The 15,265-nt window shown below is 67.5% G+C and carries 11 protein-coding genes; 9 read left to right on the top strand and 2 right to left on the bottom strand.

The genetic code is table 11. From position 1 onward, the window contains the following. Nucleotides 1-47: 47 nt before the first annotated feature. Nucleotides 48-635, bottom strand: coding sequence for a sigma factor (locus DFH01_RS22995; RefSeq protein WP_109872822.1), 588 nt, complete (start codon nt 633-635; stop codon nt 48-50). Between the two features lie 287 nt (nt 636-922). Here DFH01_RS22995 and DFH01_RS22990 point away from each other — a divergent pair, with 287 nt between their 5' ends. The 7 genes from DFH01_RS22990 (at nt 923) to DFH01_RS22955 (ending at nt 12,629) form a co-directional block, all read left to right on the top strand. Continuing rightward, the gene (locus tag DFH01_RS22990) at nt 923-1,654 is read left to right on the top strand and encodes an ImmA/IrrE family metallo-endopeptidase (RefSeq protein ID WP_233256240.1); all 732 of its coding nucleotides are present in this window, start codon (nt 923-925) and stop codon (nt 1,652-1,654) included. Next, entirely contained in the window at nt 1,651-1,932 is a 282-nt protein-coding gene (locus DFH01_RS22985) for a helix-turn-helix domain-containing protein (RefSeq protein ID WP_109872820.1), read from the top strand. Before DFH01_RS22990 ends, DFH01_RS22985 begins: the two co-directional genes overlap by 4 nt. A 3-nt stretch (nt 1,933-1,935) precedes the next feature. Continuing rightward, nucleotides 1,936-2,700: a hypothetical protein gene (locus tag DFH01_RS22980; RefSeq protein ID WP_109872819.1), complete on the top strand. Its 765-nt coding sequence runs from the start codon at nt 1,936-1,938 to the stop codon at nt 2,698-2,700. A 226-nt stretch (nt 2,701-2,926) separates the two neighbouring features. Beyond that, entirely contained in the window at nt 2,927-3,427 is a 501-nt protein-coding gene (locus DFH01_RS22970) for a DUF2924 domain-containing protein (RefSeq protein WP_109872817.1), read from the top strand. Continuing rightward, nucleotides 3,424-4,776, top strand: coding sequence for a recombinase family protein (locus DFH01_RS22965; RefSeq protein ID WP_109872816.1), 1,353 nt, complete (start codon nt 3,424-3,426; stop codon nt 4,774-4,776). The genes DFH01_RS22970 and DFH01_RS22965 overlap by 4 nt, the downstream gene beginning before the upstream one ends. Continuing rightward, nucleotides 4,773-5,201, top strand: coding sequence for a ParB/RepB/Spo0J family partition protein (locus DFH01_RS22960; RefSeq protein WP_233256239.1), 429 nt, complete (start codon nt 4,773-4,775; stop codon nt 5,199-5,201). Before DFH01_RS22965 ends, DFH01_RS22960 begins: the two co-directional genes overlap by 4 nt. Nucleotides 5,202-5,525: 324 nt before the next feature. Next, a complete protein-coding gene (locus DFH01_RS22955) occupies nt 5,526-12,629 on the top strand; it encodes a VCBS domain-containing protein (RefSeq protein WP_109872815.1) in 7,104 nt (2,367 codons plus the stop codon). 81 nt (nt 12,630-12,710) lie between these two features. Here DFH01_RS22955 and DFH01_RS27920 read toward each other — a convergent pair whose 3' ends face one another. Next, nucleotides 12,711-13,049: a hypothetical protein gene (locus tag DFH01_RS27920; protein WP_146217125.1), complete on the bottom strand. Its 339-nt coding sequence runs from the start codon at nt 13,047-13,049 to the stop codon at nt 12,711-12,713. A 58-nt stretch (nt 13,050-13,107) separates the two neighbouring features. Between DFH01_RS27920 and DFH01_RS22950 the strand changes: the two genes are divergently transcribed. Both DFH01_RS22950 and DFH01_RS22945 read left to right on the top strand, forming a co-directional pair. After that, nucleotides 13,108-13,386 carry a hypothetical protein gene (locus DFH01_RS22950; protein WP_109872814.1) on the top strand — a complete coding sequence of 93 codons (279 nt, stop codon included), beginning with the start codon at nt 13,108-13,110 and terminating at the stop codon, nt 13,384-13,386. Between the two features lie 219 nt (nt 13,387-13,605). Beyond that, nucleotides 13,606-14,799 (top strand): aminotransferase class I/II-fold pyridoxal phosphate-dependent enzyme, encoded by a 1,194-nt coding sequence (locus DFH01_RS22945; protein WP_109872813.1) that lies wholly within the window; start codon nt 13,606-13,608, stop codon nt 14,797-14,799. Nucleotides 14,800-15,265: the final 466 nt, after the last annotated feature.

Genomic DNA, 15,265 nt, shown 5'->3' with positions numbered 1-15,265 from the left:
CTCATAGTCCGGCATCTCCTCTCTACGAATCGGGATGCGGTTTTCTCTCAGGGGGTCGCGGTGCTCGGGGCACGCGTCGCCGGCGTGCGCATCGGCCGCAGCCCGGCGGCGTGCAGCCAGCAGCGCAGCTCGGCCATCGCGCGGTAGAAGGCAGCGCAGGAGCCCCGCGACCGACGCTGCGCGTCGGCGATGTCCGTGGTGGTGCGGATGAGATCGAGCAGGTGGCCGGAGGGTGTGGGGATCTCATCGCCGACGCGCGCGAAGTCGAGCGCGATGTCCGGATCAACCTCGTCGCACTGCGTGGCGGAGGCGCCGGCCGGGAAGGCGTCGAGATCGAGGTCGAAGAAGACCGGGCGAGGACCACGGCGGTGCGCCCGCACGCGATCCGCGACAGCATGCTGCGCCAGGAGCGTCGCGAAGGCGTCCCAGCGCCCACGCTCTGGATCGAAGCGCGCGGCGCGCTCCAGCATGGTGAGCAGGATGTCCTGCCGAAGATCCTCTCGATCGGCGCGCGAGAGCCTCAGCCGGCGGCTGCCGCGGCGGGCGTAGCGATGGGCGATAGCGAGGCTGGCGGCGAGGCGGTCAGGATGCCAGGCGGTGGGCTGGTGAGGGTGTCGGGGGCCTTGCGTGGCCATGATGGTCTCCGGCGTCGGGCGGGTTCTGGTGACGCCGGGACGGGAGCACGGGCGGGCAGGTGCAGTTGAACAACAAAGGCAAGAATTCCTGCTCAGGAATTCGGCGGAATTGTTGATATCGCTGGAAGGCCGCCATTCCTGGGGCGCAGGGCGCGGACGTTGAAGCCGCGAGATTGGTTCGGAGATTTATTGACCGGATTGTTGTCCGCGCGCTGGACTCTGGGCCTATGAGGAACGTAAAGGGAACACACGCTCTTGCGCCGACGCATAACCTGGAGGTCCCGCCGATGTCCCTCGCCCTGTCCTATCCTCATGATCCCGCGACAGGCGCGCCGCGCCCCCTCGCCGCCGAAGCCCTCTGGGCCGTGGCGGCCTGCTTGCGCCAGGTGGTGGCGCGCGATGGCTCGCCATGGGCGCTGAGCACCCGCGCCCTCGTGGCGGCCGTCTCACAGCTGCAGGTGAACGGGCGGCAGATCGCGTCGGCCTGGGATTTCGGCCAGCGCGTTCACGACGCGTCGGGCAGGGAGGTGTTCGGCGTGTTCGAGACGGATCCCTCGACGCCGGGCCTCGCGCTGGTGTCGGTGAATGGTCAGCTGATCGGCGAGCGGCCCGATCTCGAGCTCAGCACGGTGGCGCACGAGGTCGGCCACATCGTGTTCGATGCGCCGCCCTCCGTCGCCGAGCCGACGCGCCGATATCGGTCCGTGACGGCCGGGCCGCACTGCCTTGACGGCGCTTCGGCTCGCACGGAGCGGCGCGCCAACGAGTTCATGGGCGCGCTGTTGGTGCCGCCGCAGCCGCTGCACCTGCGGCTGGTTGCAAGGGCGCGCAGCGAGAAGCTTCCGATGGTGCACGCGCCGCATCGGGGCCGGCCTGGCTGCCGCGTGCTCCCTCCCTCGACGCCGCCGGATGCGCTGGCCGGCCTCACTGCCGCGCTGGCCGGCGACTTCGGCGTCTCGGACCGGTTTATCGCAGTCCGGCTGCGGCGCTATCGCCTGATCGCGGGAGATGTGCCGTGAGCTTCGGGGCCATCATCCGGGAGCGGCGCATCGCCTTGGCCATCGGGCTGGTGGACATGTCCGAGCGCCTCGGCATCTCCGCGCCCTATCTCTCGCGCATCGAGCGCGGGCTGGAGAGCCCACCGCGGGACGAGCTGATCGAGCGTGCCGCGGCGATCCTCGGGCTGCAGATGGACGATCTGTTCGTGAAGGCGCGGCGCCTGCCACCGGACATGCGCGACGACATGGAGAAGGTGGTGCGTGCTTACCGGCGGCTGCGCGCAATCGGGGAAAGGTGACGCATGTCGCGCATGATCTCGCGGAAGCCCTACTACGCGCTGGCTGAGGTTTGCGAGCGCTGGTCGGTGAGCATGGCGGGCATCACGGCCTATGCGCTGGAAGGTGAGCTTGTCGTATCGATCGCGGTCGGCGGCTTACCCTTTGCGGTCAGCGACATCGAGCACGAGGAGGACGGTCGGCCGTTCCCCATTCCCTGCGGCAAGCGCTGGCATGTCGGCACCATCGATCTGCATCGGGTCGAGGCCTTTGCCGTGCTCGAAAACGGCGAGGCTGCGGTGTGTCGATTCCTGTCATCGAAGGGGGAGTTGCTGGAGCCGCTCAGCGACAAGGACGAGCGCGCGCACATCCTCGTCAGGCGAGACATCCTGGTGGTGCGTCACGCCGAACTCGAACGCTTCGAGGCGTCGCATGCGACAGCGCCGCCGCTGGATGCCTCGGTGCGCAGTCTGGCGGCGCCGGAACGACGCCGGGGCCGTGGCGCGCCGGTGAAGTATGATTGGGAGGGAGTGCTCTCCGAGGTGGTCGTCATCGTCAATGACGAAGGCGTGCCGGCGACGCAGGAAGAGATGATGGGCAAGATGCGGGACTGGTTCGCGAAGACCCAGGGGCCCGACAATGTCCCTTGCGACAGCTCAATCCGGACACGCGTTCGACGCTTCTGGGATCGGATCAAGCCGGACGTCGGCAGGCCGTCGGCGCTGCGAAGCATCCATGACGTGCTGAATGAGCGGCCGCCGCCCGAGAAGAAGCGCCGCGGCGGGACGTAGAGGGAAGGCAGGACAATGCGTGTTGGATCACGATGGCCCTGCCGATCAATCAGCAACTCCCGCCCCACCTCCGCGAGGTCTGCGATCTCCTCGCCCGCGGCCTGCTGCGGCTCCGCAGCCGCGCTACCGAGGAAGCCGCGCGCGACGCCGCGGACCGCGGAGAGCCGGTGCTACACTTCCCGGCCACCCAGCGCCTGCATGCGAACCGGACCAACCGGAGAGACGCATGACGAGGAAGACGAAGACCCAGGCCGCGCCCACGTTTACTGCGCCGGCAATTCCGCCCGCCGATGTGCTGGGCAGGCTCGCCGCCCTGAAGACCGCCGCCACGCCGGCGCTGAAGCAGCAGTGGCGGGAGTTCTTCGGCACCGAGCCACCGCCATACAACCGGCGTTTCCTGGAGAGCCGGCTTGGTTACCGCATCCAAGAGCTCGCCTATGGCGGCCTGAAGCCCGATACGCTGGCTCGCCTCGAGGCGCTGGGCGAGCAGCTTGACGGCGGGAAGGTTACCGTCCGCCGCATGCGCGGCGACGACAAGCCGATCGCCGGCACGCAGCTGATCCGCGAGTATCAGGGCGTAGAGCACGTCGTGACCGTGACGCGCGCCGGATACGAATACGCGGGCCAGCCCTACCAGTCGCTGTCGGCCATCGCGCGCGCCATCACCGGCACGCGCTGGAACGGGCGCGTATTCTTCGGGCTGCGCCCGAGCCGGAGTGCCGCATGAAGCGCGACGCGAAGCCGGTCGGCGCGATGCCGGCGACGGTGCGGAAGCTGCGCTGCGCGGTCTACACCAGGAAGTCGAGCGAGGAAGGGCTCGACATGGAGTTCAATTCCCTCGACGCGCAGCGTGAGGCCTGCGAGGCCTTCATCGCCAGCCAGCGCGCGGAGGGCTGGGTGCTGGTACCGGGCCGCTATGACGATGGCGGCGTGTCCGGCGGGACGCTCGAACGTCCGGCGCTGCGCCGCATGCTGGCCGATATCGAGCGCGGCCTGATCGACGTCATTGTCTGCTATAAAATCGACCGCCTCAGCCGGTCGCTGGTGGATTTCACGAAGCTGGTCGAGGTGTTCGACGCGAACGACGTGACGTTCGTGTCGGTGACTCAGAGCTTCAATACCACCACGAGCATGGGGCGGCTGACGCTGAACATCCTGCTCAGCTTCGCGCAGTTCGAGCGCGAGGTGATCGGCGAGCGCATCCGCGACAAGGTGGCGGCGTCCCGAAAGCGCGGCATGTGGATGGGCGGGTACGTGCCGCTCGGCTACGACGTGCGCCAGCGCAAGCTGGTGGTGAACGACGCTGAAGCCGCGCTGGTGCGGCGGATCTTCCAGGGCTTTGTCGAAACCGAGTCCTGCACGCGGCTGGTGCAGGTGCTGCGAGCCGAGGGCGCCACCACGAAGCGGGGCCGGCCGCTGACGAAGAGCGACGTCTACCGCATCCTCAGCAACCGGGTGTATCTCGGCGAGGCGGTGCACAAGGGCACAGCCTATCCGGGCGAGCACGATGCGATCGTCGCCCAGGCGCAGTGGGATGCGGTGCACGCCATCCTACAAGTCAGCCCGCGGGTGCGGGTCAACCGGACGCGGAACACCACCGCGCCGTTGCTGCGCGGCCTGATCTTCGACAGCGACAGCCGCGCCATGTCGCCGAGCCACAGCCGCGGCCGGGGCGGGCAGATCTATCGCTACTACGTCAGCCAGGCCGTGCTGAAGGGCGGCGCGACCGAGCGGCCGGCCATCGCGCGGCTGCCAGCCGGCGAGATCGAGGCGGCAGTGGTCGCGCAGGTCCGCGCGCTGCTGCGGCAGCCGGAAATGGTGGTCGGCACATGGCGGGCGGCGCGCACGACGGCGTCGGACGTGACGGAGCAGGAGGTCTTGCTGGCGCTGGAGCGGATCGAGCCGCTCTGGGATGAGCTCTTCCCAGCCGAGCGAGCGCGCATCGTGCGGCTGCTGGTAGACCGGGTCGACGTCCGGGCCGACGGAGCCGTGGTGCGCCTGCGACTGGACGGGCTCGGCAGCCTTGTGCGCGACCTGGCCGCCCAAGCGCCCGCGGCCGGGAGGGCTGCGGCGTGAGCGAGGCGGCGCAGACCCTCACGGTGGTCATCCCGCTTCGGGTGAAGCCGCGTGGCGGGCGGAAGGCGATGGTCACGCCCGGCGTGCTGGGACTGGAGCGCCGGCAGGACATCACGCTCATCAAGGCGGTGGCGCGAGCGTTCCGGTGGCGGCGGATGCTGGAGACCGGGAGGTTCGCCACCATCAATGAGCTCGCCGCGGCCGAGAAGATCAACTCCTCCTACGTCTCGCGGGTGCTGCGACTGACGCTGCTGGCGCCGGACATCGTGGAGGCGATCCTGGATGGGCGACAGCCCGAGGGGATGACGCTGCCGGGGCTGATGGAGCCGCTTTCGATCTATTGGGGTGAGCAGCGCAGTAGGTGCACCGGCCCAGCCTATTGCCGGGCCGGCGCGCCAATCAGAACAGATCGACAGTGTCTGTGATGAACCGCACGCTGCCGCCACTGAAGCTGGCCCGAAAGTCCTCCCCTGTGATGATGTGACCATCCACCGCCACGTCGTCGCCAGAGGATGAAGAGGCGTCTACTCGAGCCCAGGCCAGCTCCGTCACACCGTGACAGACGCGCAAGAGCTCTAAATCTGGGAATGTTTGACGCCTGACGGTGAAAAGAAGTGCTCCTAGCGGTTTCGCATAGACGGCTTCGCCGTAACGGTACACATTCGGCTTCATTACAAACGTCTGACAGGTCCGCTGCCCTAATCGCCTGACGACTACGCACGACACCGTCTCAAGGGGGGAACGAAGCCATGGCCAAGGCCGTCATTGGGAATCCCAGCCTCTCCAGCGTCACCGAGGACACCGCTGTTGGCGGCGCGGGCAATCTCACCGCGGTGGGTGTCATCCCGATTAGCGATTCGGATCCTGGCCAGGCGGCGTTCCGAACCACCGTGACCGGAACCTCGGGCAATCTCGGCACGCTCATCCTGGCTGCCGACGGGTCTTACACTTACAGTGTGTCCAACAGCGCGGTGCAGTATCTCGGCGCTGGCCAGACCAAGGTGGACCGGTTCAAGGTCACCTCGGTCGACGGCACATCAAAGTTCGTGACCTTCACCATCGTCGGCACCAATGACGCGGCGGTCATCGGGGCTCCAACCGCCGCCAGCGTCACCGAGGATCTGGGTGTCAACGGTCCCGGCAACCTTGTCGTGTCGGGCAGCATTTCGATCAGCGACGTGGACCAGGGCCAGGCTTCTTTTCTAACCACGGTAATCTCGTCTGCAGGCAACCTCGGCAGTCTCACGCTCAACTCGAGGGGCACTTATACCTACACGGTCTCGAACAGCGCTGTGCAGTATCTCGGCGCCGGACTCACAAAGGTGGACAGCTTCACCGTCAGCGCAGTCGACGGCACCACCAAGATCGTCAGCTTCACCATTACGGGCGTGAACGACGCCGCCATCATCGGCGCCCCGACGGTCTCGAGCGTTGCCGAGGACACAAGTGTCAACGGCGCGGGCGACCTGACGGCTTCGGGCATCATCGCGATCAGCGACGCCGATCAGGGCGAAGCAGCGTTCCAGACGACGGTTGTCGCTGCCGCCGGCAATCTCGGCAGCCTCGCATTAGCGGTTGGTGGCAGCTACACCTACACCGTCGCAAACGCCGCCGTGCAGCACCTTGGCGCCGGACAGACCAAGGTAGACAGCTTCACCGTCACCTCGATGGACGGCACCGCACGCCTCGTCAGTTTCGTGATCACCGGCACCAATGATGCTGCTGTGATCGGCGACCCGACGTTCGCCGATGTTACGGAAGGCATCGGCGTGGACGGTGCCGGAAACCTGATCGCTGCAGGCAGCATGGCGATCAGCGATGCCGACCAGGGCCAGGCCGCCTTTTCGACGATTGTGACCCCGTCGGCTGGCAACCTCGGGGCCCTCCTGCTCGCGGCGGATGGCAATTACACTTACACCGTCGCCAACAGCGCGGTGGAGTATCTCGGCGCCGGGCAGAGCAGGATCGACAGCTTCACCGTCAGCGCGGTGGACGGCACGACGAGGCTCGTCACCTTCACCATATTCGGAGCCGACGACGGGGCGGTCATCGGTGATCCAACCGTCTCGAGCGTGACGGAGGATGTCGCAGTCGGCGGGGACGGCAACCTCGCCGCCTCGGGCGTGATCGCGATCACGGACGCGGATCCGGGCGAGGCGGCATTCCAGACGGCCGTCATCGCCGCCCTCGACAACCTCGGAACGCTCGTCCTCGCCGCGGAGGGGTCCTATACCTACAGCGTCGCGAACAGCGCCGTGCAGTATCTCGGCGCAGGGCAGACGAAGCTCGACAGGTTCACGGTCACCTCGCTGGACGGCACCACAAAGGTCGTCGCCTTCAGCATCAACGGCGCGAACGACACGGCGGCTATCGGCACCCCGACGGTGACGAGCCTGGCAGAGGATGTCGGCGTGGACGGCGCCGGCAATCTCACGGCCTTCGGAAGCATCGCGATCAGCGATGCCGACCAGGGTCAGGCCGCCTTCCTGACCGTCGTTGTGCCCGGGGCCGGCACCTTGGGCAGCCTCCTGCTCGCCGCGGATGGCACCTATACCTATGCGGTCGGCAACGGGGCCGTGCAATATCTCGCCGCTGGTCAGACGAAGGTGGACAGCTTCACCGTCAGTGCGGTGGACGGCACCACCAGCATCGTCAGCTTCACCATCGTCGGCAGCAACGACGTCGCCGTCATCGGTAATCCGAGCGCCGCGAGTGTCACCGAGGACACCGGTGCCGACGGCCTCGGCAACCTCACCGCCACGGGCAGTATCGCGATCAGCGATGCCGACCAGGGCCAAGCGGCGTTCCAGACCGGCGTGGTGGCCGCCGTCGGCAACCTCGGCAGCCTCGTGCTCGCCGCCGATGGCAGCTACACCTACACCGTCGCTAACAGCGATGTACAGTATCTCGGCGACGGGCAGTCGAAGCTGGAACGGTTCCGAGTCACCAGCGTGGACGGGACGTCGAAGATCGTCACCTTCAGCATCGAGGGCACGAACGACGCCGCGCTCATCAGCGACCCCAGCGTCTCAAGCGTGACCGAGGATGCAGGGGGCGATGGTTTCGGCAACCTCACCGCCTCGGGTAACATCGCGATCAGCGATGCCGATCAGAACCAGGCTGCGTTCTCGACGACGGTGACGCCGTCGGCCGGCAATCTTGGCAGCCTCGTGCTCGCTACGGACGGCAGCTACACCTACACCGTCGCCAACGATGCCGTGCAATACCTCGGCGCGGGCCAGTCCAAGCTCGACAGCTTCACCGTCAGCGCGGTGGACGGCACCACCCGCCTGGTCTCATTCACCATCAACGGCACGAACGACGCCGCTGTAATCGGCGACCCGAGCATTGGCGAAGTCACCGAGGACATCGCGGTCAATGGCGACGGCGATCTCACCGCGTCCGGGAGCCTGCCGATCAGCGATGCCGATCAGGGCGAGGCCGTGTTCCTGACCACGGTCGTCCCGGAGGCCGGCAATCTTGGCAGCCTCGTGCTCGCTACGGACGGCAGCTACACCTACACCGTCGTCAACAGCGACGTTCAGTATCTTGGCGCCGGCCAGTCCAAGCTCGACAGCTTCACCGTCAGCGCGGTGGACGGCACCACACGCCTGGTCTCCTTCATCATCAACGGCGCGAACGACACAGCCGTGATCACCGGGGACCTCACTGGCACGATGAACGAAGACGGCGGCGGCGCCAGCGGCACCGTCGCCGTCTTCGATGCCGATGGGGGCCAGGCGGACTTCCAGGCGCTGATGGACGAGGAGGGCTTCTACGGCACGCTCAGCCTGACCGCGGGGGGCGCCTGGTCTTATGTCCGTACCGCAGATCTGAACCATCTCGCGGCCGGGCAGTCGGTTGTCGACAGCTTCAGCTTGGCGGCGCTCGACGGGACTACCGCCACGGTCGAGATCACCATCGGCGGCGTGAACGACGCCGCGACGATCACCGGCGAGCTTGCCGGTTCCCTGGACGAGGACGCAACGGGCAGCAACGGCCTGCTCACTGCGCAGGACCCCGACGACGGCGAGGCGGGCTTCCTGCCGCTAGCCGACGTCGCCGGCGACTTCGGCACGCTCAGCCTCACCGCGGGCGGCCAGTGGACCTACACGCGCACGGCCGAGCTCAACGCGCTCGCGGCTGGAGTCTCGGTCGTCGACAGCTTCACAGTCACCGCGCTCGACGGCACGTCCGAGACGCTGACGATTACCCTCGAGGGTACCAACGACCCGGCCTCGATCACGGGCGACCTCGCAGGTGCCATGCTTGAGGACGGCAGCGGCACCGACGGCATGCTCGTGGTGGCTGACCCCGATACGGGCGAGACGAGCTTCCAGGCGCTAAGCAACGTCGCGGGACTCTACGGCACGCTGAGCCTGACCACGGCGGGCGCCTGGACCTACGCGCGCACCGCCGATCTGAATTTCCTCGCCGCGGGCGAGGTGGTGGCAGACAGCTTCACTGTCGCGGCGGCAGATGGCACGATCGCGGCGCTCTCGGTCACGATCGAAGGCGCCGACGACGCCGCGCTCATCACGGGCAACCTGGCCGGTGCGATGGCCGAGGATGCGAGCGGCACGAGCGGCGCGCTGAGCGTCAGCGACCCGGATGCCGGCCAATCCGGCTTCCAGCCCCTGACCGATGTCGCGGGCCTCTACGGCACACTGAGCCTCGCGGTGGGCGGCGCCTGGACCTACACCCGCACCGCCGATTTGAACGCTCTCGCGGCGGGACAGGCGGTGGTGGACAGCTTCGTCGTCGCGTCCGCCGACGGCACATCGGCTATGCTCTCCATCACCACAAGCGGCGCCAACGACGACGCCACCATAGCCGGTGAGCTCGGCGGCACCCTCGGCGAGAACGGCAGCGGGGCAAGCGGCACGCTCGCGGTGACCGATCCCGATGCCGGGCAGGCGAGCTTCCAGCCGCTGAGCGACCAGGCTGGTCTCTATGGCACGCTGAGCCTGGCTTCGACGGGCGACTGGACCTACACGCGCACGGCGGACCTCGATTCGCTCGCGGCCGGGCAGCAGGTCATCGACACCTTCGCCGTCCGCGCACTGGACGGCACGGCCGCCACGCTGGCCGTTACCATTGCCGGCGCCAACGACACGGCCCTGATCACCGGCGCGCTTGCTGGCGCGTTTGCGGAGGACGCGAGCGGTACGAGCGGCACCATCAGCGTCAGCGACCCCGATGCCGGGCAATCGAGCTTCCAGCCGCTTAGCAGCGTGGCGGGCCTCTACGGCACGCTGACCCTGACCGAAGCAGGTGATTGGACCTATGCGCGGACAGCTGATCTGAACTACCTCGCGGCCGGAAGCTCTCTCCTCGACAGCTTCGGCATCGCGGCGGCCGATGGCACGACAGCCACACTCACGGTCGCGATCAGCGGCAGCAACGACGCCGCGGTGATCGGCGGGGACCTCGCCGCGACGATCGCCACGACCGCACCGGGCGCCGGCGGCTCGCTGTCCGTCACCGACCCGGACAGCGGCCAGAGCGCCTTCCAGCCGTTGGTCGCGGAACTCGGCTTCTACGGCACGCTGAGCCTGACCGCGACCGGCATCTGGACCTACACGCGGACGGCCGAGCTCGGCGGACTGGCCGCGATTGACAGCTTCACCGTCACCGCGCTCGACGGTACCACCGCCAGCCTCGAGATCACCCTGACCGACGCCACGCCAGCCCAGATCACCGGCGACCTCGCCGGCAGCATGGGCGAGGACGATGCGGGCACGAGCGGCGTCCTGGTAATCATCGACCCCAATCCCGGCGAGGCGAGCTTCGAACCCCTGAACGCCGCATCCGGCACCTATGGCACGCTGAGCCTGACCGCGGGCGGCGCCTGGACCTACACGCGCACCGCGGACCTCGGCTCGCTCGCGCAAGGGAGCACGGTGACGGACACGTTCACCGTGACCTCCCTCGACGGCACGACGCAGGTCGTGCAGGTCACCATGAACGGGGTTAACGACGCGCCGGTCGCCGGTGGCACCCTGGCTGCGCTGACCGCGACGATCGAGAATCTGGCCGCGCCGGGCGGAAGCTTCCCGCCACTCGAACTGACCACCGTTGTCGAGTCCCTACTGTCGGCTGCGAACGTCTCGGACCCGGATGCCGGGGCCGTGGCGGGAATCGCGATCACCGGCGTGGACACCGCGCACGGCGCCCTGTGGTACTCGACCAACGAGGGCGCGAGCTGGTCGGCCGTCGGCGCGGTCAATGACGGCGTTGCACTGCTGCTCGCGGCGGACGCGCGCCTCTACTTCCAGGCCGCAACGGACTTCATAGGAACGCTCGACGCCGCGCTGAGCTTCCGAATCTGGGACCAGACCTCAGGCACAGCGGGGATGGTCGGGAACTCGCTGGCCAACGGTGGCAGCACAGCCTTATCAGCAGCCACGGTGACCGCGAGCCTTGTCGTGGAGGCGGACTTCGTCGCACTCAACTTCTCCGGCAGCTTCAGCGACGACGAGGTCTACGGCCGCTCCGGCGACGACAGCCTGAATGGCGGGGCCGGCAACGACACGCTGCATGGCGGGCGGGGCGACGACACGGTCGATGGCGGGATGGGTAACGACAGCCTCGCAGGCGCGGCAGGCGTCGACTTGCTGAGCTATGAGAATGGCACCGCTGGCGTCGCGGTCGACCTCGCAGCCGGCACGGCGAGCGTGGCAGACGGGACCGACACGATCTCCGGCTTCGAGGTCGTCTTTGCTACCAGCTTCGGCGACACGCTGTCGGGCGCGGCGGGCAACGACAGTTTGTACGGCTTTGGAGCAAACGACTTAATCCAGGGCGGGCTCGGGTCGGACGAGCTCGTCGGCGGAAGCGGGGCCGACACGCTCTCCTATGCGGACTCGCCGTTTGCCCTGTTCATGTTCCTCGACATCAACACGGACCCCTTCAACGGCCTCGGCACCGGCCGGTATGTGGTCAAAACGGGCGGCGGTGGCCTGGATGCGGTCCGGGAGTTCGAGCGCGTGGTCGCCGGTGCGTTCAACGATCAGATCATCGGCACAGGTGCCGCCGAGACGTTGGTCGGCGGCGCCGGCGACGACACCATCGCAGGCATGGGCGGCGCCGATGTCCTCGATGGCGGCGATGGGATCGACCGACTGCAGCTCTCGCCGGACGGCGGCGCGATCTTCGGGAACTTTGAAGATATCCGAGGCAGCAGCGCCGGCGACCAGATCGTGCTTGGCTCAGGGGTCGAGACCGTATTCGGTGGCGGCGGCAACGACAATATTTTCGCGGGCGGCGGCAGCGACAGCATCGACGGCGGCGACGGGAGCGACTGGCTGATGGCCGATCACATCCCGACCGGCGACCCCTTCATGCCTTTCGCCGTGGCGACAGGTGCCGCCATCGGCAACAACACGGTGCTCGGAGGCAGCGGCATCGACACGCTGGTGGGCGGCAGCGGCAATGATTATCTCGATGGCGGTTCCGACGCCGACGATATCTTTGGTTCGGCGGGCAACGACACGCTCGTGGGGGGCGGAGGGGCGGATACCCTGAGGGGCGGCGGGGGCGCCGATATCTTCCGCTACGACCTACCGGGCGAGGGCACCGACCAGATCGGGGACTACACCGTGACGGACGACACGATCTGGGTGAGTGCCGCAGGCTTCGGGCTGAGCCCGCTAAACCCGATCAACTTCGTCGCCAACGAGACGGGTGTGGCAACGGCGGCAGCCGGCACGCCCCAGTTCATCTACCTGACGACCACGTTGGCGCTTCTGTTCGACGCTGACGGGCTTGGGGCGGGCGTCGCGCAGACGCTGGCAACCTTCACAGTGGCGCCGGTCAGCTTCGACGCTGCGGAGATCGTGCTCATCGGGTAGAGGACCGACCGCGCTCGGCCGGCGAGAGGGCGGGTGTCCGCTTTCGTCGCTTTCAGTTTGTCGTCCGTAAAGAGCGCCCTTTCAGCGAAGCGCAAGGCAGGCCGAGTGCGGCGTCTCCATTGGTCTGCCGTTCGCGAGGAGGCTGAGGAGAAACACGACGAGGCGTATGAGCCAGGCACGGAGGAGACGGAGGTCGTAGCCGACGGCGGCGAGAACGACCTTGACGGCATCGCCTGCCGCACCGGCGAAGAAGTCGCTGCCGAGATGCCGTCCGCCTTTATCTGGCCGATCACCAGCTCGAGTCCGGCACGCTGCCATGAAGGCGGCGGCACAGGCTTCGGCCGCGCGGCTGGGCGACCCGACGATGAGGGCGCGCCCGGTCTTGGGCCGCCACGAGCCCAGGTCCACGCTGACCGTCATCGTAACCTACGCCCGGCGGCCCTTCTTGTAGCGACGCGGTGATGGTCAGGTGGAAAAATTGAGGCCCGTCACCGTGAAGGAGCTCGAGGCCGCCGAGAAGATCACCTCGCCCTACGTCTCGCGCGTGCTGCGGCTGACGCTGCTGGCGCCGGGCATCGTCGAGGCTATCCTGGATGGGCGGCAGCCGGAGGGGATGACGCTGCCGGGGCTGATGGAGCCTCTTCCACTCGTGTGGGAGGCGCAGCGCAAGACAGTCAGCGGCCGCACGCGTTGCGGTTGGCGCCTTCGCGCGCCTTCGACGAGCGTGCGCGCATGCCGCCTTCGCGTTCCTGGCTGAGCAGCCGCCAGTGGCCGCGCCGGCAGGCCGGACACGCGACCGCACCTCACTGCATCGACCTACCCCACCGAATTCCCGCGCGCATTCATGGGGGCATCCACAGACGGTGCGGTGCACTTACCCCTCGTGCGCAATGATTTGACTTTATCGTGCGAGGGTCGCAGCATTCCGCTGTGCTTATGATGGCGACGGGTCAAAAAGACTCACGGAGAAGCCGTCATGCCGATCGCCACAGTGTCGAGCCGTATGACGGCCAGCATCGAGGAGATGCGCGCGGTCAGCGGCTTTGCGCGACGCATTTTGGGCGGAGGCAGTCTTGGGCCGGGGGCCTGCGACTTCCTGTTCGGTAATCCGCAGGAGATGCCGCTGCGCGGCTTCGTCGAGGCGTTGATCCGCCACGCCGAGCCTCGCGACCCGCAGTGGTTCGGCTACCAGCGGAATGAGCCTGGCGCGCGCGAGGCGGTCGCTCGCGCTCTCCGACAGGCGCGCGGTCGGCCCTACGAGGCTCAGGACATCGCCATCACGGCGGGTGGCTTTGGCGCGATCGCGACAGCGATGCTCGCAGTGTTGGAGCCCGGCGAGGAGGTACTCTACCCACGCCCCGGTTGGTTCTTCTACGGTGCCCTCGTGCGCGGTGCCGGTGGCGTGCCGGTTCCGATGGATCTCGCACCGGACACTTTCGATCTTGACCTCGCGGCAATCAAAGCGGCGCTCGGGCCGCGCACGCGCATCGTCGTCGTGAACACGCCCCACAACCCGACGGGGCGCATCTATCCTCGCGCTCAACTCGATGCACTGGCCGAGCTACTCACCGAGGCCTCTGAACGGCTGGGCAAGATCATCTACCTCTTGGCCGACGAGCCCTATGCCCGCATCGTGTTCGCCGGGCAGGATCACATCAGCCCCGCCGAGAGTTACCCCTACACGCTGATCGCCTACTCCTACGGCAAGACGCTGCTCGCGCCCGGCGAGCGGCTTGGCTGGCTCGCCTTGAGTCCCGACATGCCGGAGCGCGACCGGGCTCTGCTGCGCGAGGCGGTCGACATGGCCCAGGTCTCGCACGGCTGGGCCTTCGCTGGACGGACGCTGCAGCGCGCCTTGCCTGAGCTGGAGCCGCTCTGCATTGACGTCGCAGCGCTGCAGCGCCGGCGCGACCGCATGGTCAGCGCGCTCCGTGATGCAGGCTACGAGGTGCCGGTTCCCGAAGGCACCTTCTACCTCATCCCGCGCTCACCCGTGCCGGACGACATGGCCTTTGCGGAGCGCCTCGCAGCGGACGGGGTCTGGGTGCTGCCCGGTAGTATCACTGAGATGCCGGGGCGCCTGAGGATTAGCCTGACGGCAAGTGACGAGATGGTTGAGCGGTCGCTCCCGATATTCGCAAGGACGATCGGCAGGAACGACTGGGTCTAGGGGCCTCGTAACACTGTTCGCTCCGCGATCAGGTGGTGCGGGTTGATCCTGAAGGTGGCGGGGTCCTGGGTTTAGGAGTCGCAGATGGCCTGGAACGGGGCGCGCTATTGTAGGGCCTTGAGGAGCATGGCGAAGTTGTAGGCCCTGACGGAGGCTAGGACGTGAGCCTTCAGGGCGTCGAGGTCCCGGTCGGTGGAGGGCCTTAATGTGGCATCCTTGATCGTGCGGTTGATTTTTGCGGCCTTACCCTCAGCTCAGGGGGTGGTAGGGCCTGGTCGGGCGGTGCTCGATGTCGTGCTCGCCGCAGAACCGGTCGAAGATGTGGTCGCTGTCCCAAATGGTTTGCTTCCGCGGGGCGAACTGCACGCCGTTGTCGATCAGCTCGGTGTGGATGGCCTAAGGGAAGGTCTTGACCATCTCGCGCAGGGCTGCCCCATTGCTGGATCGGCCATAGTAGTGAGTCCCC

The sequence above is a fragment of the Falsiroseomonas bella genome (assembly GCF_003173615.1).
Taxonomy (GTDB): Bacteria; Pseudomonadota; Alphaproteobacteria; order Acetobacterales; family Acetobacteraceae; genus Falsiroseomonas; species Falsiroseomonas bella.
Note: the sequence above shows the minus strand (reverse complement) of the source record. Positions and strands in the feature narration are given on the sequence as shown.

Bases quoted from the DNA above. Each gene is read 5' to 3' on its own strand.
- DFH01_RS22995 (WP_109872822.1), bottom strand. From the start codon at position 635: ATGGCCACGCAAGGCCCCCGACACCCTCACCAGCCCACCGCCTGGCAT.
- DFH01_RS22990 (WP_233256240.1), top strand. From the start codon at position 923: ATGTCCCTCGCCCTGTCCTATCCTCATGATCCCGCGACAGGCGCGCCG.
- DFH01_RS22980 (WP_109872819.1), top strand. From the start codon at position 1,936: ATGTCGCGCATGATCTCGCGGAAGCCCTACTACGCGCTGGCTGAGGTT.
- DFH01_RS22970 (WP_109872817.1), top strand. From the start codon at position 2,927: ATGACGAGGAAGACGAAGACCCAGGCCGCGCCCACGTTTACTGCGCCG.
- DFH01_RS22965 (WP_109872816.1), top strand. From the start codon at position 3,424: ATGAAGCGCGACGCGAAGCCGGTCGGCGCGATGCCGGCGACGGTGCGG.
- DFH01_RS22955 (WP_109872815.1), top strand. From the start codon at position 5,526: ATGGCCAAGGCCGTCATTGGGAATCCCAGCCTCTCCAGCGTCACCGAG.
- DFH01_RS27920 (WP_146217125.1), bottom strand. From the start codon at position 13,049: ATGACGGTCAGCGTGGACCTGGGCTCGTGGCGGCCCAAGACCGGGCGC.
- DFH01_RS22945 (WP_109872813.1), top strand. From the start codon at position 13,606: ATGCCGATCGCCACAGTGTCGAGCCGTATGACGGCCAGCATCGAGGAG.